The sequence below is a fragment of the Flavobacterium sp. N3904 genome (assembly GCF_025947305.1).
Taxonomy (GTDB): Bacteria; Bacteroidota; Bacteroidia; order Flavobacteriales; family Flavobacteriaceae; genus Flavobacterium.
Genome location: NZ_CP110009.1, coordinates 3673230 through 3695627, shown reverse-complemented (window position 1 = coordinate 3695627; position 22398 = coordinate 3673230). Strand labels below are relative to the sequence as shown.

At 33.7% G+C, this 22398-nt stretch carries 20 protein-coding genes; 13 read left to right on the top strand and 7 right to left on the bottom strand.

Annotated elements, in window-relative coordinates; genetic code table 11:
• Positions 1–72: 72 nt before the first annotated feature.
• The 5 genes from OLM57_RS15700 to panB form a co-directional block, all read right to left on the bottom strand.
• Entirely contained in the window at positions 73–879 is an 807-nt protein-coding gene (locus OLM57_RS15700) for a hypothetical protein (protein ID WP_264564633.1), read from the bottom strand.
• 32 nt (positions 880–911) lie between these two features.
• Positions 912–1649, bottom strand: coding sequence for a nitroreductase family protein (locus OLM57_RS15695; RefSeq protein WP_264564632.1), 738 nt, complete (start codon positions 1647–1649; stop codon positions 912–914).
• A complete protein-coding gene (locus OLM57_RS15690) occupies positions 1640–2968 on the bottom strand; it encodes an aldehyde dehydrogenase (RefSeq protein ID WP_264564631.1) in 1329 nt (442 codons plus the stop codon). The genes OLM57_RS15695 and OLM57_RS15690 overlap by 10 nt, the downstream gene beginning before the upstream one ends.
• A gap of 75 nt (positions 2969–3043) precedes the next feature.
• On the bottom strand, positions 3044–3739 hold the full coding sequence (locus OLM57_RS15685; RefSeq protein WP_264564630.1) for an RluA family pseudouridine synthase: 696 nt from the start codon (positions 3737–3739) through the stop codon (positions 3044–3046).
• Positions 3740–3849: 110 nt separating this feature from the next.
• Positions 3850–4668, bottom strand: coding sequence for a 3-methyl-2-oxobutanoate hydroxymethyltransferase (gene panB / locus OLM57_RS15680; RefSeq protein ID WP_264564629.1), 819 nt, complete (start codon positions 4666–4668; stop codon positions 3850–3852).
• A gap of 217 nt (positions 4669–4885) precedes the next feature.
• Here panB and OLM57_RS15675 point away from each other — a divergent pair, with 217 nt between their 5' ends.
• From OLM57_RS15675 to OLM57_RS15625, 11 genes are all read left to right on the top strand, one after another.
• Positions 4886–6229 carry a sigma-54-dependent transcriptional regulator gene (locus OLM57_RS15675; protein WP_264566918.1) on the top strand — a complete coding sequence of 448 codons (1344 nt, stop codon included), beginning with the start codon at positions 4886–4888 and terminating at the stop codon, positions 6227–6229.
• Positions 6230–6396: 167 nt separating this feature from the next.
• Positions 6397–6678 carry a hypothetical protein gene (locus OLM57_RS15670; RefSeq protein WP_264564628.1) on the top strand — a complete coding sequence of 94 codons (282 nt, stop codon included), beginning with the start codon at positions 6397–6399 and terminating at the stop codon, positions 6676–6678.
• 113 nt (positions 6679–6791) lie between these two features.
• Positions 6792–6869 (top strand): K(+)-transporting ATPase subunit F, encoded by a 78-nt coding sequence (gene kdpF, locus OLM57_RS15665; protein ID WP_111410498.1) that lies wholly within the window; start codon positions 6792–6794, stop codon positions 6867–6869.
• Between the two features lie 120 nt (positions 6870–6989).
• Positions 6990–8711, top strand: coding sequence for a potassium-transporting ATPase subunit KdpA (kdpA, locus tag OLM57_RS15660; protein ID WP_264564627.1), 1722 nt, complete (start codon positions 6990–6992; stop codon positions 8709–8711).
• A 10-nt stretch (positions 8712–8721) separates the two neighbouring features.
• Positions 8722–10755, top strand: a complete 2034-nt coding sequence (gene kdpB / locus OLM57_RS15655; RefSeq protein ID WP_264564626.1) for a potassium-transporting ATPase subunit KdpB — start codon at positions 8722–8724, stop codon at positions 10753–10755.
• Between the two features lie 51 nt (positions 10756–10806).
• Positions 10807–11361 (top strand): K(+)-transporting ATPase subunit C, encoded by a 555-nt coding sequence (locus OLM57_RS15650; RefSeq protein ID WP_264564625.1) that lies wholly within the window; start codon positions 10807–10809, stop codon positions 11359–11361.
• Between the two features lie 152 nt (positions 11362–11513).
• Positions 11514–12641 carry a sensor protein KdpD gene (locus tag OLM57_RS15645; RefSeq protein WP_264564624.1) on the top strand — a complete coding sequence of 376 codons (1128 nt, stop codon included), beginning with the start codon at positions 11514–11516 and terminating at the stop codon, positions 12639–12641.
• Positions 12642–12753: 112 nt separating this feature from the next.
• Complete coding sequence (locus tag OLM57_RS15640; protein ID WP_264564623.1) at positions 12754–14478, top strand: ATP-binding protein; 1725 nt, start codon at positions 12754–12756, stop codon at positions 14476–14478.
• A 108-nt stretch (positions 14479–14586) separates the two neighbouring features.
• Positions 14587–15699, top strand: coding sequence for an ATP-binding protein (locus tag OLM57_RS15635; protein WP_264564622.1), 1113 nt, complete (start codon positions 14587–14589; stop codon positions 15697–15699).
• Positions 15692–16378, top strand: coding sequence for a response regulator (locus tag OLM57_RS15630; RefSeq protein ID WP_264564621.1), 687 nt, complete (start codon positions 15692–15694; stop codon positions 16376–16378). The genes OLM57_RS15635 and OLM57_RS15630 overlap by 8 nt, the downstream gene beginning before the upstream one ends.
• 112 nt (positions 16379–16490) lie before the next feature.
• On the top strand, positions 16491–18434 hold the full coding sequence (locus OLM57_RS15625) for a KUP/HAK/KT family potassium transporter (RefSeq protein ID WP_264564620.1): 1944 nt from the start codon (positions 16491–16493) through the stop codon (positions 18432–18434).
• Positions 18435–18572: 138 nt separating this feature from the next.
• Here OLM57_RS15625 and OLM57_RS15620 read toward each other — a convergent pair whose 3' ends face one another.
• Complete coding sequence (locus tag OLM57_RS15620) at positions 18573–20000, bottom strand: L-serine ammonia-lyase (RefSeq protein WP_264564619.1); 1428 nt, start codon at positions 19998–20000, stop codon at positions 18573–18575.
• Positions 20001–20307: 307 nt separating this feature from the next.
• On the opposite strand from OLM57_RS15620, the gene OLM57_RS15615 reads away from it, so the two are divergent.
• Positions 20308–21396 (top strand): AI-2E family transporter, encoded by a 1089-nt coding sequence (locus OLM57_RS15615; protein ID WP_264564618.1) that lies wholly within the window; start codon positions 20308–20310, stop codon positions 21394–21396.
• Between the two features lie 45 nt (positions 21397–21441).
• Here OLM57_RS15615 and OLM57_RS15610 read toward each other — a convergent pair whose 3' ends face one another.
• On the bottom strand, positions 21442–21897 hold the full coding sequence (locus OLM57_RS15610; RefSeq protein ID WP_264564617.1) for a hypothetical protein: 456 nt from the start codon (positions 21895–21897) through the stop codon (positions 21442–21444).
• Positions 21898–22176: 279 nt separating this feature from the next.
• Between OLM57_RS15610 and OLM57_RS15605 the strand changes: the two genes are divergently transcribed.
• Positions 22177–22347 (top strand): hypothetical protein, encoded by a 171-nt coding sequence (locus tag OLM57_RS15605; RefSeq protein ID WP_264564616.1) that lies wholly within the window; start codon positions 22177–22179, stop codon positions 22345–22347.
• Positions 22348–22398: the final 51 nt, after the last annotated feature.

Here is a 22398-nt window from a genome sequence, read left to right as displayed (position 1 = left end):
TTTTTTGAAATGTAAGCAATTTAACTGCTCCAATTTTAATTTTCTGTAATTCTTTAAAAAAAAAGAAAAAAACTATTCAAGTATTTTAGGAGTATCTATGCCTACAATGGCAGAATAAATTGCATAATTCATAGAATATAGAAAAGGTATCGTAAAAAATAAACCAATGCAGCATATCATAAAACCCACTAATGCACCAATTATTGCCACTATCATTAATCCTAATAAAACAAAAGGTTGTTTGAAAGCAATCAAGAAGCTGTGTTTTATGGCTTCGATTGCTTTTAAATCTCCAAAAATGATTAGAGGGATGGTTAGGAAAGTAAGAACATATACAAAAAATGATATAGTATAATTGGCAAACATATTTATTCCAAGTTGATTAATATGTATTAAATTGAGCAATGAAAGTACAATTGTGGAAATCAACATGCTAATTAAAGCATTCAAAATAGTGGCCAGTATAATGTTGATAAAATAGGGGCTTTTGTAATAATTGAAAATACTTTTAAATTTGAATTCTTTGTCTTTATCTGCATGTTCAGTCATTTTGTAAAAGCCAGCACTGAAAGGTGCCAATAATAATGATAAGATTAAAATCGAAAATACGATGGATAATAATGGTCCATCTAGGCTTTTTTGATGTTCTAAATTTTCTATTAATTGTTTGTTTACGCTTTCTAAATTAAGTGATTTTAGGTGTAAACCAAAACTCATGAAGTAAATTACACCTAAAATGAATGCAACTATAAATAGCACTAATCCTGCATATAATGCAATTTTTTTATAATTTTCGAATGCATGATTGAATACATTGGCAAAATCCAATTGGTAACCATTCTTTTCAATATCCAGTAATCGCTTTTGTGTTGGGTTCATTTTGGTTGGTCAGTTAATATTAGTAGATTTAGTTATATTTTAAAATAGACTTCTTCAAATGGAATTCTAAAACGATCTCCATAAACGCCATTTTCGTCTCTTAAGCCGCAGCCTAGAATCATTGTAATTTCTGAAGATGAGGGCAAATTTACTATTTTTTTTACTCTTAAAGAATCAAACCCTTCCATAGGACAAGTGTCATAGTTTATAGCAGCCATACTAATCATAAAGTTTTGGGCAGCAAGTGCAGCACTTTTATGCGCAACTATACGCATATCACTTTCTCGTGCTTGTCTGTAGATAGGTCTGAAAAGCCCAATCATTTGAAAAGCAAAATACTTGATATATCCCAATATTCCCAAAAAGTCAAAATAGATTGATGGAACTATTTTTTTATAATAGTTTAAAGCAAATTTTTCTCTTTTTGAATACTCAGATTCAGGTTTATTTCCATATTGGGATTTCAAAAAATCGATGTTAGATTGCACTCTTTTTCGCCATAAATCTTTTCTGGCAACAATAATGACAAGTTGTTGTGCTGTTTTGGCTCCATTTTGATCAAAACTGGCAGTTGCTATTTGATTTATAATTTCAGGAGAAGTAATATGGTAGAATTCCCAAAGTTGCATATTACTGCTGGTAGCAGCTAGTGTAGCAAGCTGGAGACATTCTTTTACTTTTTGTTCGTCTATGGGTTCATTTTTAAAAACACGCACCGAACGTCGGTATTTTATAGCTTCAGTCACTGATTTTTCGGCGGTTACAACCATTTTAATAATTTTTTAATTGAGGCTAATTTATTGTTATAAGGGGCATATCGAAGGGGTAAATCCAGCCAGGTTGCTTTTTTGATCACTCCTTTTTGATGTGAAAAAGTATCAAAACTTAATTTACCATGATAGGCTCCTATACCACTATGACCAACACCGCCAAAAGGCAGCCTTTTATTCGAAAAATGCATTACCGTTTCATTGATGCAACCTCCTCCAAATGAAAAATTCGTGACTATTTTTTTAGCAAATTTTTTGTCATCAGTAAAAACATATAAGGCTAGTGGTTTTTCATATTTTAAAAGAATAGCGCTTATTTCCGATTCTTCTTTATAAGTAAGAATAGGCAATAAGGGACCAAAAATTTCATCTTTCATGATTAAACTTTCCATAGAATTTTCGTCAATGAGTGTAGGAGCAATGTAGCAATCTTCAATGTCATTTTCTCCCCCAAAAATTACTTTTTCAGGTTCAATCATACTAACCAATCGAAGCCAGTTTTTTTCATTGACTATTCTTGGAAAATCTGGTGATTCTTTTGGGTTTTCACCATATGCTTTTGTAATTTCTATTTTTAAAAAATCAACAAAATGACTTTTCATGTCTTCTTGAATCAAGATATAATCGGGTGCAATACAGGTTTGACCAGCGTTTATAAATTTCCCCCAAACGATTCTTTTGGCTGCCAGTTTTAAATTGGCAGTCTCGTCAATAATACAAGGGTTTTTACCACCAAGTTCGAGTGTTACTGGTGTAAGATTTTCGGCAGCTGCTTTGGCTACAATTTTTCCGACAGCAACACTTCCGGTAAAGAATATATAATCCCAGCGTTCTGAAAGTAAAATCTGAGTTTCTTCAACTCCTCCTTCAACGACTTTCACATGATCGGGTTGAAATGTTTTTCCAATAATCTTAGCTATTATTGCCGATGTTTTTGGTGTGAGTTCAGACGGTTTTAAAACCACTTGATTTCCTGCAGCAACTGCCGAAATCAATGGGCATAGCGCCAATTGATAAGGGTAATTCCATGGTGCTATAATTAAGACTTTACCATAAGGATCTTTATAAATGTAGTCGGTTGAAGGAAAATTGAGTAGAGATGGCCATACTTTCTTTGGCTTTGCCCAGCTGTGAATATTTTTTATGGTGTCTTTTAATTCGGAAATGACATAACTTGTTTCTGTCAGTACAGCTTCAAAAGGAGATTTTTTGAAATCTTCGTATAAAGCCTCAATAATTTCATTTTCATGCTTTATGACTACATCAAGCAACTTAATTAACGATTCTTTTCTTGAACCAACGTTTGATTTATCATTCATTATAAAAATAGATTATTTAGTATAATGCAAGTTAAATTTTAAAATTCAAATAGAATGTGTTTTTTGTCTAAAATATTAAATGGCTTTCCAAATTACTTCTTCAGGAATGGGAGCGATGATAGTTATGTTTTCTTTGGAAACAGGGTGAATAAAAACCAATTTTCTGGCATGCAAATGAATGCCTCCATCAGGATTACTTCTGTCAAAACCGTATTTTAAATCGCCTTTTATGGGAGAGCCAATAGCAGCCAGTTGCGCACGTATTTGATGGTGCCTACCAGTGTGTAATAGAATTTCCAGTCCAAAATAATTATCCAGTTCTTTGATGATTTTATATTCTAAACTGGCCATTTTGCTGTCGGGAACTTCTTTGAGGTGCGCTTTTGAAGTGTTGTTTTTCTCGTTTCTTTTGATGTAATGAACGAGGGTATCTTCATTTTTTGAAGGTCTGTTTTTGACTACCGCCCAATATGTTTTTTTGGTTTCCCTGTTACTAAATAACTCATTCATGCGAGTCAAGGCTTTACTAGTACGGGCAAAAACTACGATTCCAGTTGTAGGTCGGTCTAAACGATGAACGACTCCAAGAAATACTTCGCCAGGTTTGTTGTATTTGTCTTTGATGTATTCTTTTACAACATCGCTTAACGGTTTGTCTCCTGTTTTGTCTCCTTGCACAATATCGCCTACCCGCTTATTTACGACGATCAAGTGATTGTCTTCGTGTAGGATTTGGATGTTGTTTTTATTTGAAATTATTTTATTAGACAATGTTGATTGTTTAAGGTTGTTTAAAGCGGTTTAAATTGTTTAATTGTTTAAGCGTTTAATCGTGTGAACTCGACTGAACTCAAAAAAAACTGAACACTGAAAACTGCTCACTAATACTGCTCTTTCTCGTTTGGAAAATCTTCCGATTTTACATCATCAACATATTGACTAATAGCTGAAGTCATTCCTTCGTATAAATTCATGTAACGTCTCAAGAAACGAGGACTGAATTCATTGTTCATACCCAGCATATCGTGTATAACCAATACTTGACCATCGACACCACCTCCAGCACCAATACCAATTACGGGAATCGAAATGCTTTCAGCGACTAATTTTGCCAAATGTGCAGGGATTTTTTCAAGTACTAATGCGAAACAACCTAATTTTTCTAGCAGTTTGGCATCTTCCATTAATTTTTCGGCTTCTTCTTCTTCTTTGGCACGAACCGTATACGTTCCAAATTTATAAATAGATTGAGGAGTCAACCCCAAATGTCCCATAACTGGAATCCCAGCATTCAAGATTTTTTTTATACTTTCTTTTATTTCTTTACCACCTTCTAATTTCACTGCATGACCGCCACTTTCTTTCATAATTCTAATCGAAGAACGCAAAGCTTCTTTCGAATCGGATTGGTAACTTCCAAAAGGCAAATCAACGACTACCAAAGCTCTTTCGACTGCCCTAACTACAGATGAAGCGTGGTAAATCATTTGATCTAATGTAATCGGCAAAGTCGTTTCGTGACCCGCCATAACATTCGAAGCCGAATCTCCCACAAGGATTACATCAATTCCAGCAGTATCCACAATTTTGGCCATGGTAAAATCATAAGCCGTTAGCATAGAGATTTTTTCTCCATTGGATTTCATCTCGATTAAAGACTTTGTAGTAATTCTTTTGTAATCTTTTTTAATTGCAGACATTGTGATTTATGATTTTATTTCCGAAACGCTCGGTATTGATTTTAATTTGAGAGTGTAAAAGTAATAAATTGAATTTTTTTAAATTGAATTTTTATAAGGAATATCAAAAAGGAAGCTATTGAAATTATGGGATTGCTATTTTACCAAACTATTTTGAAGAATTTCTATAACAAATAACTAAAATAACTAATTTTGAAGAACTAAAACACAAAACACAATTTTGAAAAATATCCTTATTATTGATGACGAAGAAAAATTACGTCATCTCCTTGCCCGAATCATAAAGTCGGAAGGTTTTGAAGTTTTTGAGGCAGCAGATTTAAAGTCTGGTTTAAAAAAAATAGAAACAAATGATATTGATGTCGTATTGTCTGATGTTAAACTTCCCGATGGTAATGGTGTCGATTTTCTTCAAAAAATAAAAACTACTTTTCCTTTAACGGAAGTTATTTTATTGACCGCTTTCGGGAAAATTTCGGATGGTGTTCAGGCCATGAAAAATGGCGCTTTCGATTATATTGTAAAAGGAGACGATAATGATAAAATCATACCGTTGTTGTACAAAGCTATAGAGAAAGTACAACTTCAAAAGAAAGTGAAGCAACTCGAAAAACGAATCTCCGATAAATATTCTTTTGATAATATAATAGGAAAGTCAAAAGGACTGAATCAAGTTATTGAATTGGCAAAAAAAGTAGCCAAAACAGATTCGACCGTACTTTTAATGGGAGAAACTGGAACTGGAAAAGAAGTTTTTGCTCAAGCCATTCACGAAAACAGTCTTCGAGCAGGAAAATCATTCGTAGCGTTAAACTGTAGTACTTTCAGTAAAGAAATTCTGGAAAGCGAATTGTTCGGGCACAAGCAAGGAGCTTTTACTGGTGCCATAAAAGATAAAAAAGGTTTTATCGAAGAAGCTAATGGAGGAACTTTGTTTTTGGATGAAATAGGAGAGATGCCACTAGAACTACAAGCCAAATTGTTACGGGTTTTAGAGACGAATGAGTATATTCAAATAGGCGATACGACTCCCAGAAAATCCAATTTTCGTTTGATTGCCGCTACCAATCGTGATTTAAAAGCAGAAAGTGATGAACACCGTTTTCGTTCGGATTTGTATTTTAGATTGAATATTTTCGAAATAAAAATTCCGCCTTTGCGAGAAAGGGTAAAAGACATTGCTCCTTTAACATTATATTTTGTAGAAGAATTTTCATTAAGAGGCAATAAAAAGACATTGACTATCAATCCTGATTTTCTTCATAAATTGGAAACTTACCATTGGCCGGGAAATGTTCGTGAATTGAAAAATGTGATTGAGCGTTCAGTAATTCTAGTGAATGACGATATTTTGACACAAGATGTTTTGCCTTATGAAATACAGCATCAAGTTGATAAAACCAATAAAACGTTATCGGCATTTTCTATGGATAGTGTTGAAAAATTGCACATTCAGAAAGTATTAAATTATACCAAAGGGAATAAAGCCGAAGCCGCCCGTTTACTTGAAATTGGTATTGCAACATTGTATCGAAAATTGGACGAATATAATATTCAATAAGAAAGTTATCGTTTTGAGAAAAACCTATCATTTTGATAGGTTTTTTTTATGCCTTTTTTTGGCATGAAAGTAACAATGCTATAGAAAACAATGCTTTATGTTTTTTTGCTTTTTTAGGAATACTTTTTGGCATAAGGGAGGAAGAACATAATAAACCTTGACCAATAATGAAAAATAAAATAGCAACGATTTACGAAAAAGCAGAACGCTTTGCCGAAATCACAAAAATTGCAATTATTACCGGAAATATTAACCGAGCCAAAAAATGTTTGGCACTTGCCGAGCGACTGTTCGAAACGGGAAGCAACGAAACCAAGAATGCCATTTCGAATGTGTACGTTTTCTCGGTTTCTTCTTTTATGGAATTGCGTCATTGCAGTATTTCTAATCTGTTTCCAAAATCGTTGAAGGCAGAATACATCAAGCAAATCAATGCTTCCGGAGTTTAAATCTAACCTTAATTTTTAATACTATGTTAATAACTATTCTTTTACTCGCACTGGGAGCTTTGCTCTTTGCGATTTGTTTTAAATCCGTCGAATTTTTTAAAAAAATCTAAATCATGACAGCACTATTTATTGTTGCACTTGCCGTATTCGGTTATTTGGTTTATGTACTAATTAAACCCGAAAAATTTTAAAATGAAAAAGGCAGAATTTAATGAAATATCAATAGCAATTATGGCTTGGACATTAGCCTTCATAACGCTTATTATGTTTTTATAAAAGCCAAAATTTATTTAATTTCTAACAAACAAATTATGAACACAGAATTTTTTGGCCTCATCAGTATTTTTGTCGTCTCGATAGTTTTGGCTATTCCTGTTGGAAGGTATATTGCCAAAGTGTATTTGGGAGATAAAACACTGTTGGACGCAATTTTCAATCCAATTGAAAAATTTATTTTTAAAATCAGTGGTATCAATTCCACTGAAGAAATGAACTGGAAACAGCACCTAAAAGCACTTTTGAGTGTAAACATGGTTTGGTTTTTTCTTTGCTTTTTTGTTTTAATCTTTCAGGGAAGTTTACCGTTAAATCCAGATGGAAATCCATCCATGACACCAGATTTGGCATTTAATACTGCCATTTCATTTGTAGTAAACTGTAATCTGCAGCATTATTCAGGTGAAAGTGGTCTTTCTTATTTAGGACAACTTATGTTAATGTTCTTGCAATTTGTTTCTGCAGGTACGGGAATGGCCGCAGCCGCTATGGTTTTTGTGGCTATGAGGGAGCGAACAACAGATAAATTGGGTAATTTTTATAATTTTTTCATCAAAAGTTGTACTCGTATCTTATTGCCTCTTTCTGCTATTGTTGCTGTAGTTCTTGTATTTAGTGGAACTCCAATGACATTTGAAGGAAAAGATAAAATCGTAACTTTACAAGGTGATACTGTTGAAGTCTCCCGTGGCCCAGCTGCTGCATTTATTGGTATCAAACACATTGGTACAAACGGTGGTGGTTTTTTTGGGGTCAATTCTGCGCATCCTTTAGAAAATCCTACTTATTTAACCAATGCGGTTGAATTATGGGCGCAGTTAATTATCCCGTTTGCAATGATATTTGCATTAGGATTTTTTCTTAACAAAAGAAAATTATCATATATCGTTTTTGGAGTAATGACGGCAGGTTTTTTAATGCTCGTTATACCAACAGTTATCAGTGAACTCAATGGAAATCCTGCCATAGAGAAAATGGGAATTGCTCAAGCAACCGGTGCTATGGAGGGTAAGGAAGTTCGTTTTGGACCTGCTATTTCTGGATTTTGGAGTATTGCTACGACTATAATTTCTACTGGTTCTGTGAATAGTATGCATGACAGTGCAATGCCAGTTTCTGGAGCCATGCAACTGTTGGCTATGATGGTCAATGCCTTTTATGGTGGTTGTGGAGTAGGGTGGTTGAATTTTTACATCTTTATAATTCTGGCAGTGTTCATTTCAGGTTTAATGGTAGGACGAACACCGGAGTTTTTAGGTAAAAAAATCGAAGCCCGCGAAGTAAAAATTGCTGCCATCATTGCCATTCTTCATCCTTTATTGATATTGGCAGGAACTGCTTTAGCTTCTTATTTTGCTGCAAATGATACGGCGATGGGCTATTGGTTTAGTGGAAACGCCACAGGTTGGTTGAACAACCCTGGACATCATGGATTCTCTGAAATGTTATACGAATACACTTCAAGTGCAGCCAATAACGGTTCAGGTTTTGAAGGTTTGGGTGATAATAATCCATTTTGGAACATCAGTACTGGAATTATATTGTTATTGAGTCGTTTTATTCCAATCATCGGACCATTGGCTATTGCAGGATTATTGGCTAATAAAAAATACATACCAGAAAGTGCAGGAACTTTAAAAACAGATACTACGATTTTTGGAGTAATGGTTTTTGCTGTAATCGCGATTATTGCAGCTTTGTCTTTCTTTCCAGCACTGGCTTTAGGACCATTGGCAGAATATTTTACATTAAAATAATTTTATAAAAATGAGTAAAAATAAATCCACTTCATTATTTGAAAGTAAGCAGGTAAAAGAGGCGTTAGTGCAGTCTTTTGTGAAGCTTAATCCAAAAGTAATGTTCAAAAATCCGGTAATGTTTACCGTAGAAATAGGGACTGCCATTATGTTTGCTGTTTGTATTGCCATTTTGTTTGGCGCACAGGATCAAGGTAGTTTTGTTTATAATTTTATTATCTTTTTAATTTTGTTGGCAACGCTTTTGTTTGCCAATTTCGCCGAGGCCATTGCCGAAGCTCGTGGAAAAGCACAAGCGGACAGTTTGAGAAAAACGCGTGAAGAAACGCCTGCCAGACAACTTTTGGCCAATGGAGAAATCAGAAATGTAAGCTCTTCCGCTTTGAAAAAAGGTGATGTTTTTATCTGTGAATCCGGTGATTTGATTGCCACCGATGGTGAAATCATTGAAGGATTGGCAACCATTGACGAAAGTGCCATTACTGGCGAAAGTGCTCCCGTAATTCGTGAAGCAGGTGGAGATAAATCATCAGTAACCGGAGGAACAAAAGTATTATCGGATAAAATTAAAGTAATTGTAACTTCAGAGCCAGGAGAAAGTTTCCTTGACAAAATGATTGCTTTGGTAGAAGGGGCAAGTCGTCAGAAAACGCCAAACGAAATTGCTTTGACGATTCTTTTGGCAGCGTTTACGTTAATCTTCGTGATTGTTTGTGTGACTTTGAAACCTTTCGCAGATTATGCGAATGCACCAATTACCATTGCTGCTTTTATTTCTCTTTTTGTTTGTTTGATTCCAACCACTATTGGAGGTTTACTTTCTGCGATTGGAATTGCGGGAATGGACAGAGCATTGCGTGCCAATGTAATTACAAAATCAGGTAAAGCGGTTGAAACTGCTGGTGATATTGATGTATTGCTTTTGGATAAAACCGGAACAATCACTATAGGTAATAGAAAAGCAACGAATTTCTATCCTGCAAAAGGCGTTATGCTAGAAGATTTTATCAAGTCTGCGGTATTAAGTTCACTAGCCGATGATACTCCGGAAGGGAAAAGTATAGTTGAATTGGCTGGTCCAGATGTGTCTCAAAAATTGTCTATCGAAGGCGCTACTTTAATAAAATTTACTGCCGAAACCAGAACTAGTGGAGTGGTTTTAAGAGACGGAACCAACATTCGAAAAGGCGCTCAGGATGCTGCAAAAAATATTGCGCTTCAAGCGGGTAATGTTTTTCCGGAAGATGTTTCTGAAAGAGTTATTGCTATTTCTTCAAAAGGAGGAACGCCATTGGTAGTTATTAAAAATAACGAAGTTCAAGGTGTTATCGAATTGCAGGATATTATCAAAACGGGAATGAGAGAACGTTTTGAACGTTTGAGAAAAATGGGTGTAAAAACCGTGATGGTTACAGGAGATAATCCTTTGACAGCCAAATTTATTGCAGAAGCGGCTGGTGTTGATGATTTTATTGCCGAAGCAAAGCCTGAGGATAAAATGAATTACATCAAAAACGAGCAACAACTTGGTAAGCTTGTAGCGATGATGGGTGACGGTACCAATGATGCACCCGCCCTTGCTCAAGCAGATGTTGGTGTAGCTATGAACAGCGGAACTCAAGCTGCCAAAGAAGCAGGTAACATGGTCGATCTGGACAATGATCCAACTAAGTTAATTGAAATTATTGAAATTGGAAAGCAACTGCTGATGACCAGAGGAACGCTTACTACATTCTCTATTGCTAATGATGTAGCTAAATATTTCGCTATTGTTCCTGCACTTTTCATTACAGCTATTCCAGCTTTGCAAGGTTTGAATATTATGCATTTGCACAGTCCGGAAAGTGCCATTTTATCTGCCGTGATTTTCAATGCGATTATCATTCCGATTCTGATTCCATTAGCATTAAGAGGGGTTGATTATAAACCAATCGGAGCTGAGGCAATCCTGAAAAGAAACCTGTTAATTTATGGTTTAGGGGGGATAATTATTCCTTTTATCGGAATTAAATTAATTGATTTGGCTGTGGCACTTTTTATGTAAAATCAAACCTAACAGGTTTTTAAAACCTGTTAGGTTTATAAAAAAAACAAAATGAAGAATATATTTTCAATATTAAAATTCACCGCATTAACGGTCGTTTTATTTGCAATTATTTATCCTTTGGCGATATATGGAATTGCACAATTTGCCCCAAATAAAGGAAAAGGAGAAACTATTTCTGTTAATGGAAAAGTAGTAGGCTACCAAAAAATTGGACAAAAATTTGATAAGTCAAATTATTTTTGGGGACGACCATCAGCTGTGGATTATAATGCTGCTGGAAGTGCTGGAAGCAACAAAGGACCAAGCAATCCAGAATATTTGGCTTTGGTACAAAAAAGAATAGACACATTTTTGATTGTTCATCCTTATGTGAAAAAATCGGAGATTCCTTCGGATATGGTGACGGCTTCTGGCAGTGGTTTGGATCCGAATATTTCACCAGAAGGCGCTTTGATTCAAGTAAAAAGAGTGGCAAAAAATAGAAATTTGTCTGAAGAAAAAGTACAAGCTTTGGTAGAAACAAAAATCAACAAACCAACTGTTATGGGAACTGCAACAGTAAATGTATTGGAGTTGAATGTAGCTTTGGATGAATTAAAATAGAAAGATTTTTATATCAAAATCCTTATTAATTTATGTATAATTGTAGATAAAGTGAAAGGTAATAGTAAACAATTTCGCAAAGTTAAAACTTTATAGAAAAGTTAACCCTGCAAGGTCTTATTGACCTTGTGGGTATTTTTATTAAATAAAAAATGGACAACGCAAAAGAAAATAACGTCAAACACTTTCTGGATTTAATTCAGAAATCACGTCGAGGAAAGTTTAAAATCTACATCGGTATGAGTGCTGGTGTGGGCAAAACTTTCAGGATGCTGCAAGAAGCGCATACGCTGTTGAAAAACGGAATTGATGTGAAGATCGGTTATATCGAAACACATAATCGTAAAGAAACACAAGATTTATTAGAAGGTTTACCACTAATTCCGCGTCGAACTATTTTCTACAAAGGGAAACAACTAGAAGAAATGGATGTGCAAGCAATTATCAATTTGCGTCCAGAAGTAGTAATTGTTGATGAATTGGCTCACACGAATATTGAAGGCAGTAAAAACGAAAAGCGTTGGCAAGATGTTTTGGAGATTCTCGAAGCGGGAATTAATGTAATTTCGGCAGTAAACATTCAGCATATTGAGAGTTTAAACGAAGATGTAAAACGAATTACCAATGTTGATGTTCAAGAGCGGGTTCCTGATAATGTGTTACGAATTGCTGATGAGGTGGTCAATATTGATTTGACTTCAGAGGATTTGATTGCCCGTTTGAAAGAAGGAAAAATTTATACAGCTGATAAGATTCAGACCGCATTGAGTAATTTTTTTAAGTCAGATCAAATTTTGCAATTGCGAGAATTGGCTTTGCGAGAAGTAGCAAGTCAGGTGGTTCGAAAAGTCGAAAGTGAAGTGCCTAAAAGTCATGCTTTACGTCATGAAAAGTTATTGGCTTGCATTAGTAGTAACGATAGAACGGCCAAAATTGTGATTCGGAAAGCTGCTCGATTAGCTAGTTATTACAATAGTGATTGGTATGTTTTGTATGTTGAAACCCCCAAAGAGAGCTCCGATAAAATTGCTTTGGACAAACAACGGCATTTGATTAATAATTTTAAATTGGCCACCCAATTAGGAGCTGAAGTAATTAAAATTGAAAGTAATAATATTACCGATGCGATGCTAGAAGTGGTAAAACAAAAAAATATCACAACGGTTTGTATCGGGAAACCACATTTTAATTTATTTAAAGTAATTTTATCTACTACAATTTTTAGTAGACTATTAAACAATCTTTCATTATCTAATATTGACCTTGTAATTCTATCTTAAAATGAAATCGTCATGATTTTAAAATGCAAAAAGAAATAAAAAAGGGCGACCCGAGCATAAGCGAACTGGCGAAGCATTCCATGTTCCATTAAAAAATAAAAATTATCTTCTCATGAAAATTAAAACTAAATTGAACCTAGGAGTTGGATTGTTATTCACAATGATAATTATCCTAGTGTTAGTAAGCGGCTATTATGTTTTTTCTATAAAAAAAGACACCGAAAATATATTGAAAGCCAATTATAATACACTAGAATATTCTCGAAATATGCTGCTTTCATTGGATGAAATTAATACCAATGAAGAAAAATCGATTGCAGTATTTGAAACCAATCTCAAATATCAAATTGCAAACATCACCGAAGTAGGTGAGGGAAAAGCAACCACTAATTTAAAAGAAAATTTTAATTTTTTGAAAAATAACAGGTCTGATGAAACTGTGAAAAGCAAAATTCGTCAAGACATTTTCGAGATCATGAAAGTGAATATGGTTGCTATTAAGCAAAAAAGTGATATTGCCAAGCGCACTGCAGAAACAGCCAATATGTGGATTGCCATTACCGGAACACTTTGTTTTCTGATTGCATTTAATTTGTTGGTGAATTTGCCCAATAATATTGCCAATCCGATAAAAGAATTAACTGAAAGTATCAAAGAAATTGCCAATAAAAATTATTCCAGAAGAGTAGATTTTATGAACCATAATGAGTTTGGCGATTTGGCAAGATCCTTTAATACCATGGCCAAAAAACTAGAAGAATATCATAATAGTAATCTTTATAAATTATCTTTCGAAAAGAAACGTTTGGAGACTTTGATTAACAATATGCATGATCCAATAATAGGTTTGGATAATCAAGGTTTAATCCTTTTTGTAAATGATGAAGCTTTAAAGATTATTGGATTGAAACAGGAAGACGTAATCGGGAAAAGTGCAATAACTCTGGCATTGACAAATGATTTGATGAAATCGTTAATCGTAAATGATTTGCAAAGTAACAATCAAAAGGCACTTCCGATGAAGATTTTTGCAGATGGAAAAGAAAGTTATTTTGAAAAAGAGAATGTAACTATCACTATAAAACCGACTGGTGAAGACAACGAAATTGCTATTGGCGATGTAATCATTTTGAGAAATATAACCGTTTTTAAAGAACTGGATTTTGCCAAGACCAATTTTATAGCTACTGTTTCACACGAATTGAAAACGCCAATTTCGTCCATAAAATTAAGTTTGCAGTTGCTCGAAAATTCGCAAACAGGAACCATGAATGAAGGGCAAAAGCAATTGATAGAAAGTATTAAAGAAGACAGTCAGCGTTTGTTGAAAATTACTGGGGAATTGCTTGAATTATCACAATTAGAAACGGGAAATATTCAGTTGAATATGGAAAAAAGTAACCCGTATAAAATTGTGCATTATGCCACCGAAGCTGTAAAGGTTCAAGCGGAACAAAAGCAAATTGAATTGATTACCGAAATGGATGAAAATCTGCTGTATGTAAAAGCAGATACTGAGAAAACAGCTTGGGTTTTGATTAATTTTCTAACCAATGCAATTACCTATTCATCAGAAAAAAGCAAAATTATTGTACGTCTTAAAACCGAAAAAAATACTCTAGTTTTTCAAGTTATTGATGCAGGAAGGGGAATTGATAGCCGTTATAAAGCCAAAGTTTTCGACAAATATTTTCAAATACCCGGAAGTCATAAAACCGGAACAGGATTGGGACTGGCAATATGTAAAGAGTTCATTGAAGCTCAAGGCGGAACTATTGGTGTAGAAAGCGAGTTGGGATTGGGAAGTACTTTTTATTTCAAATTATTAAGTGCTTAAATGGGTACAAAGTAAATCTTTATAAAATCTTTATATCCTAGTTTATTATATTATAAAATACTTATATCATATCCTTGTAAATTTGTACCATCAATTAAATACAAGGATATGGGTAGTATTTTGGATCAAGTTAAAATAAAAAATCAATATTTAATAAGCATATTATCTGTTGGTATAGTCGCTTCCTTGTGTTTGTTTACCCGAGATTATTTAGATTATAAAATTGTTGGTTATATTTTATTGGTGGTAGTTTCAGTACTGTCAATGTTTTTGGCTATATTACCATTACTTCTTAGCGCTGTTTTGAGTGCACTAATATTAAATTTTTTCTTCATTCAACCCTATTATACTTTTCATATTAGCGATGCCGAAGATTCATTGCTATTGGTGTTATTCTTTATTATTGCACTTGTAAACGCTGTTTTGACCAATAAAATTAGAAGAGCCGAAAAAATATTGCAGGTAAAGGAAATTAGAGTTAATACGATGAAACTTTACAATGCTTTACTCGATTCTTTATCGCATGAATTAAGAACTCCCATTTCGACAATTATGGGAGCTATCGATACCATTCAAAGTAAATCGGTACATATTTCTGAAGAAAATAAAGAAAATTTATATGCTGAAATTGAGAAAGCTTCTTTGAGATTGAATCACCAAGTAGAAAATTTATTGAATATGTCCCGTTTGGAATCTGGCGTAGTTCAAGCCAAATTGGATTGGTGTGACTTAGAAGAACTGATTTATAATGTTTTGGATCATTTAAAAGACGATTTACAGTTTCATAAAGTGGTGGTAAGAACTGATGAAAACTTACCGCTTTTTAAATTGGATTACGGTTTGATGCAACAGATTATTTTTAATTTGGTTTTTAATGCGGCTCAATATACACCAAAAGGGGCTAAAATAGAGATTAAAGTTTCTTATAACGTCGATGTCGATTTTGATTATAATCCCGATAAATTATTCCCTTGTGTGATTACCATTGCAGATGATGGAATTGGGTTTCCTGAAGATGAGATTGACAAAGTTTTTGATAAATTTTATCGCCTTCAAAATTCAAAAACTGGCGGAACTGGTTTAGGTTTGTCTATTGTAAAAGGATTTGTAGAAGCGCAAAACGGAAAAGTAAAACTCGAAAATAGAGAAGAAGGTGGTTCGGTTTTCACACTTAGTTTTCAAACCCTAACTATGAATACTAAAGAAATTTCAAATGAGTAATAGTGCCCAAATTTTAGTCATTGATGATGAAATTCAAATTAGAAAACTACTTGAAATCACCCTAAATTCTAATGATTACAAAACAATTTTTGCTGTAAATGCAAAAGAAGGAATGGCTATGGCGGCCAATCATCAACCCGATTTGGTTATTCTCGATTTGGGTTTGCCAGATGAAGACGGACAAGAAGTCTTGAAACGTTTACGCGAATGGTATAGTAACCCAATTATAATTTTAACGGTTAAAAGTACTGAAGATGAAATTGTGAAAGCGCTTGACAACGGAGCAAATGATTATTTGACCAAACCGTTTCGCACACAGGAATTATTAGCTAGGATTCGTACTGCTTTACGAAATTTGGTTCCAAACGAAAAAGAACCTATAATCTTGTTTGGTGCCGTTTCTATTGATTTGGCTTCTAGGATTGTGAGATTGAATAATGAAATTTTGAAACTCACAACGACCGAATACAATCTTCTTTCTATTTTTATAAAAAATGAAGGGAGAGTCTTAACCCATCAATATCTGCTGAAACAGGTTTGGGGAAACAGCTATGCCGACCAAACCCAATATTTACGTGTTTTTGTGGCACAACTGCGAAAAAAAATTGAAGAAGACCCAAACAGACCTAAGTTTATTATCACAGAATCGGGGGTAGGATACCGATTTAATACTAGTTAAATCAATTAAACAGTTGAAAAAAATAATGTAATATGAGTGTTCTATACATCTCTATAGTGGACTTTCTATGTCCAAAAATTAATGAGTTAAATGAATATAAATTTAGAATAAAATGAATAAATCAACGGTTCAAAAAGTAACAGCTGCATCTCTTTTGGTTGCACTAGGAATTATTTACGGCGATATAGGAACCAGTCCGTTATATGTTATGAAAGCCATCATAGGGCAAAGAGAAATATCAAAATTACTTGTTTATGGAGGGATTTCGTGTATCTTTTGGACACTTACTTTTCAAACGACTTTCAAATATGTATTGCTGACTCTTTCTGCCGATAATCACGGAGAAGGAGGTGTTTTCTCTCTTTATGCATTGGTAAAACGATTTGGAAAAGGAAAACTAATAATTCCAACTATTTTGGGAGCTACCACACTTTTGGCCGACGGAATTATTACACCACCAATTTCTGTAACTTCGGCTGTTGAGGGTTTGGGAGATGTCGTTCCTAATATACCAATTCTACCAATTGTTATTGTAATTTTATCGGGACTTTTCTTTTTTCAGCGTTTTGGTACACAAAAAGTGGGATTCTTTTTTGGTCCTGCCATGGTGGTTTGGTTCTCTATGCTTTTTGTTTTAGGATTTGTTCAAATTTTGGAACATCCAGCAATATTAACTGCTTTAAATCCTATGTATGCTTATGAATTATTGGTTGAATATCCACATGGATTTTGGTTATTGGGAGCAGTTTTTCTTTGTACCACTGGAGCCGAAGCTTTATATTCAGACTTGGGACATTGTGGAAAAAGAAACATTAGAGCCACTTGGGTTTTTGTAAAAATAGCATTGGTTGTTAATTATTTAGGACAAGCTTCTTGGTTAATGAATCAAAATCATCCTTTTCTTGAAGGTAAGAATCCTTTTTATACTATTATGCCGCATTGGTTTTTATTTGCAGGGGTAATTATCTCGACTTTTGCTGCTATTATTGCTTCACAAGCCTTGATAAGTGGTTCATTTACTTTAATAAACGAAGCAGTATCCCTTAATTTTTGGCCTCGTGTGACTATGAAAAACCCAACCAATTTGAAAGGGCAAATTTATATTCCATCAGTGAATACAATTTTATGGGTTGGCTGTATTTTGATGGTTTTGTATTTTAGAACTTCTGCCAATATGGAAGCGGCTTATGGATTTTCGATAACCATCGCAATGCTTATGACGACAGTACTTTTGAATTATTATTTGATTTATATCAAAAAGATGAATAGAATTCTTATAGGTGTAATCATAACTATTTTTACAGCTATTGAAATTGCTTTTTTTGTTGCCAATATTGTAAAAATCAAAGAACGTTGGATGTTTTTGTTCTTCGAGCTATTTATATTTATGACCATGTATGTTTGGTTCTTTTCTCGAAAAATCAATAATAAGTTTGTAAAATTTACCAATTTGACGGAGCATACTGCGAGATTGGAGGAATTAAGTAATGATGTTTCCATTCCGAAGTATTCTACACATTTAATTTATTTGTCAAAAGCAGACAGGAATTATGAAATTGAAGAGAAAATATTGAATTCTATTTTTTCTAAAAAACCTAAAAGGGCTGATGTATATTGGTTTTTTCATATCAATAGAACCAATTCTCCCTTTGATTTAAATTATGAAGTTATTGAATTGTTGGATGATAAAGTGATCAAAATTGTATTAAATATTGGTTTCAGAATTCAACCAAAAGTGGAATTGTATTTCAAAAGAATTGTTCAAAATCTTGTTGATAATAAAGAACTGAATTTACATATTCGCGCTGATGGTTCTACAAAATACAACCCTGAACCTGACTTTAAATTTGTAATTATTGAAAAATTCTTATCGGTTGAAAATGAGTTTGCCGTAAGAGATGGACTTTTATTGAATTCATATTATATATTAAAAAACATGTCACTGTCTGATACTAGAGCATTTGGATTGGATAAAAGTGATGTTGTAATTGAGGAAATTCCTATAGTGTATCAACCTATTTCGAATTTAGAATTGGAGAGAAAAGAGGTCGTTTAGCAGATTGCAGAAGGTAGATTTCAGATATCAGTGCAGTAAGCAGATAAAAAAAGATATCAGAATAAGAAGATTTACGTCTTATCTGATATCTTTTTTAATGTTCAATTTTTTGTATTCTGAAATCTGCCATCTGAAATCCTAGCAGTCTGCCATATTTACCGCGATTGCAAGTCCACCTTCGGAGGTTTCTTTGTATTTGGAGTTCATGTCTTTGGCAGTTTGCCACATGGTATCAATTACTTTGTCTAATGGAACTTTTGCATTTTTGGAATCGGTTTCCAATGCTAGTTCTGCTGCGTTTATTGCTTTTATGGCTCCCATAGTATTTCTTTCAATACATGGAATTTGAACCAAGCCACCTATAGGGTCACAAGTTAAACCCAAATGATGTTCCATTGCAATTTCGGCAGCCATCAAAACTTGTGCTGGAGATCCTCCCATCAGTTCGCACAAAGCGGCGGCAGCCATAGCTGATGAAACTCCAATCTCGGCTTGACAACCTCCCATTGCGGCAGAAATAGTGGATCCTTTCTTGAAAATACTGCCTATTTCGCCGGCTACCATCAAGAATTGTTGAATCTCTTTTTCGCCAGCATTATGATTTTCGATGACCATATAATACATCAAAACAGCTGGTATTACTCCAGCACTTCCATTGGTTGGCGCCGTAACTACTCGTCCCAATGATGCATTTACTTCATTTACCGCCAATGCAAAACAGCTCACCCATTTTAGGATTTGTCGAAATTTGACTTCGGTTTTTCGAATTTCTTCCAGCCATTCCTGTGGGTTGGTATAGTTTGCCAAACCTATCAGATTTTGATGCATATCAAAGGCGCGTCTTCGTACATTCAATCCACCAGGAAGAATGCCTTCGGAGTGACATCCAATATACATACATTCCAACATTGTATTCCAAATACGCATTAATTCGTGATGAATAACTGCTTCGGAACGCATGGATTTTTCGTTTTCATAAACAATCTCCGAAATGGTTTTGTTTTCTGAAATCGTATAATTTAAAAGTTCTTCTGCATTTTGTATCTGAAAAGGGAAAGCACATTTTATGGCTAATTTTTTTTTGGCATTGCTGCGTTCCTCTTTTACAACAAATCCTCCTCCAATGGAGTAAAAGGTAGATGTATAAAGGATTTTGTCATTGGCGAAAGCCGTAAATGTTAAACCATTGGCATGAAAAGGTAGAAAATTTTTATTGAAAATAATATCTTGAAGAAAATAAAAAGGAATTGAGATTTCGTTACCTAAATTAATTTGATTGTTATTCTCGATTGATTTGATAATTCCCTCAATGTTTTGAACAGGAATGTATTCAGGATCTTGACCACTTAATCCAAGCATAATAGCCAAATCGGTAGCGTGCCCTTTTCCGGTCAAAGACAGAGAACCGTATAAATCAACTTTTACTCTAGTCACTTTTGTAAGGACCTTGTTGTTTTTCAATTCACTCAGAAAACGTTCGGCTGCACGCCAAGGACCAAGTGTATGGGAACTGGATGGTCCCACTCCAATTTTTAGCATATCAAAAACTGAGATACATTCTTCCATAAATTTTAAATATTTGGTTGAACAAATATAAGTATTAATTAAAGTATAAAAAGTTGAATTTTGTCAAAAAAATGATAATTTCATAAAATTGCAATTGTATTTTGCTGATAGTTTGATGTATTGATAAAATATATAATATGTTGTTTTTGTTTTGTGAATGGATTTGCAACAAGAGGTCAATTTCCATTAAAAGAATGACTGTTTAAATTCTTACTAATCTTCTTATCTATTTGTAAAATATAAAGTAAAAATCAGAATCACAGTTATAAAATTTATATTTTTACTTTCTAAATAAAACTACATGGAAATGAAAGATATAGAAAATATTGAAAGCAAAGATGTCATTTCATCTGTTTATAATTTTGATAAAATTGTTGATTTAATTATTAGAATTGGAGTGCTTTTTTTACTGTTGGGGTGGTGTTTCGATATTTTAAAACCATTCATCTCAATTTTGATTTGGGCAATAGTAATTGCCGTTGCTATTTATCCAATTCATTGTGTATTTGTAAAAATATTTAGAGGGAAAAGGACTTTAGCGATTATTGTTCTTACCATGATAATGCTGGCTTTTATTGTGATTCCCAGTTTTTTGGTTACTTATTCTTTGTATGACGGGATTGTTTATATTCGTGATTTATATAAAACGGGGCAACCTTTGATTCCTTCTCCAGACCATATTGCTGATGGTTGGCCACCAATTACAAAACCTATTGTGGATATTTGGCGATCGGCTTCAGAAAATTTTCAAGAATTTACAATAAAATATTCTGATAATGTCAAAAGTGTCGGAGCGTGGATATTACAATTCTTGGGTGGAGTTGGTAGAGGGATTATCGAATTAAATGTTTCTATTATTGTTGCTGGTGTTTTATTAGGATATTCTGATTCGGCCTCCCAGATTTCAAAAAAAGTATTTATAAAATTAGCAGGCAAAAACGGAGATCATTTTGCAGATGTGTCAGTTTCAACGATTCGAAATGTAGTAAAAGGTTTTTTGGGAGTTGCCCTTATACAATCTGCTTTGGCTGGAATTGGTTTTTTTGTAGCTGGAGTTCCTTTTGCAGGTTTGTGGACTGTTTTATGTTTGGTTCTTGCTATTGTACAAATAGGTGTTGGTCCAATAGCTATTCCTGTAGCTATATATATGTTTTCGGTTCTTGATGCAACAAGTGCTACAATTTTGGCAGTTTGGCTTGGTTTTGTACTTCTTTCGGACAATATCCTAAAACCAATTTTGTTGGGTAAAAGTTCTTCTGATACGCCTATGCTGGTTGTTTTTCTGGGTGCAGTAGGCGGATTATTATATGATGGTTTTGTTGGGCTTTTTCTTGGAGCTGTAATCCTGACAATTGGTTATAAACTTTTTATTACATGGGTAAACTCTGAGAATTAAGTTGGTGTTGCATTCAAAATAATATTCAAAAAAGATTTTTTATGGCTATTTCTTCACTGTAGAAAGAGCATAGTATTGCATGTTGTATTTTCCTGCAATGCAAAAACTGCCACATATTAAAACTAGATTTTTAATGATGTATTGACCCACTAGAGTTGGACAATAAAAAGTATTGAAACATATTTTTGGCAATATAAATAAGGGAAAAAATGTTGCCACCATATGTAAAAGCAACACTATGATGGTTAGCGGAATTAATTTTTTGAATAAGAATCCAATTCCGATAAGCACTTCAACGAGTCCCAAAATAGGAATAAATAATTCGGGCTTAAACCAAAAAACAGTTTTTTGTACAAGATCTTCTGCTGGACTCATTCCTGTTAATTTTAGCATTCCAAACCAAATATAAACAATTGCTAATGCATAACGCATCAAATCGATGCCATGTTTTTCCATTAATTTACTGAATTGAAAATAGATTGAATTGAAAGTTTTATTCATTGGGGATACTTTTTTTATGGATACTATTTTAATTTTTTGTAATTGAAAAGTATTTTAATTAATTCGAAAGTAAGCAAAAAATATATAGTATTTGAGTTTGTTTTTTATTTTAAAAGCATAAAGTATTTGAAAAGTGATAAACTATGACATTTGTTTGCTCTATTTATTTTTATTGATTTAAAATTATTTTAAAAATAAGACTATAGTTTTTGCCGTTTTTATTGGTGCGAAAAGATTTAAAACATATATTTGTCGCTACATTCAAAAATTCCGGAAAACATGTTTGAATTTCAACAGTATTTAGGCTTTTTACTTTTCTTAACCATCCTTACAATGGGATTTTGGTTAATGTTTTTTCTTGTTGGTTTCGTATCCTATTGGGTAGGAGGAGCGACTTGGGAAGCTTATAAAGAAAAGAAAGCAAAACAAAAAGAAGAACAAGCAGCATAGTCTGTTTATTTCTTTAAAAAAAAAAGGACTCGATTTTCGAGTCCTTTTTTT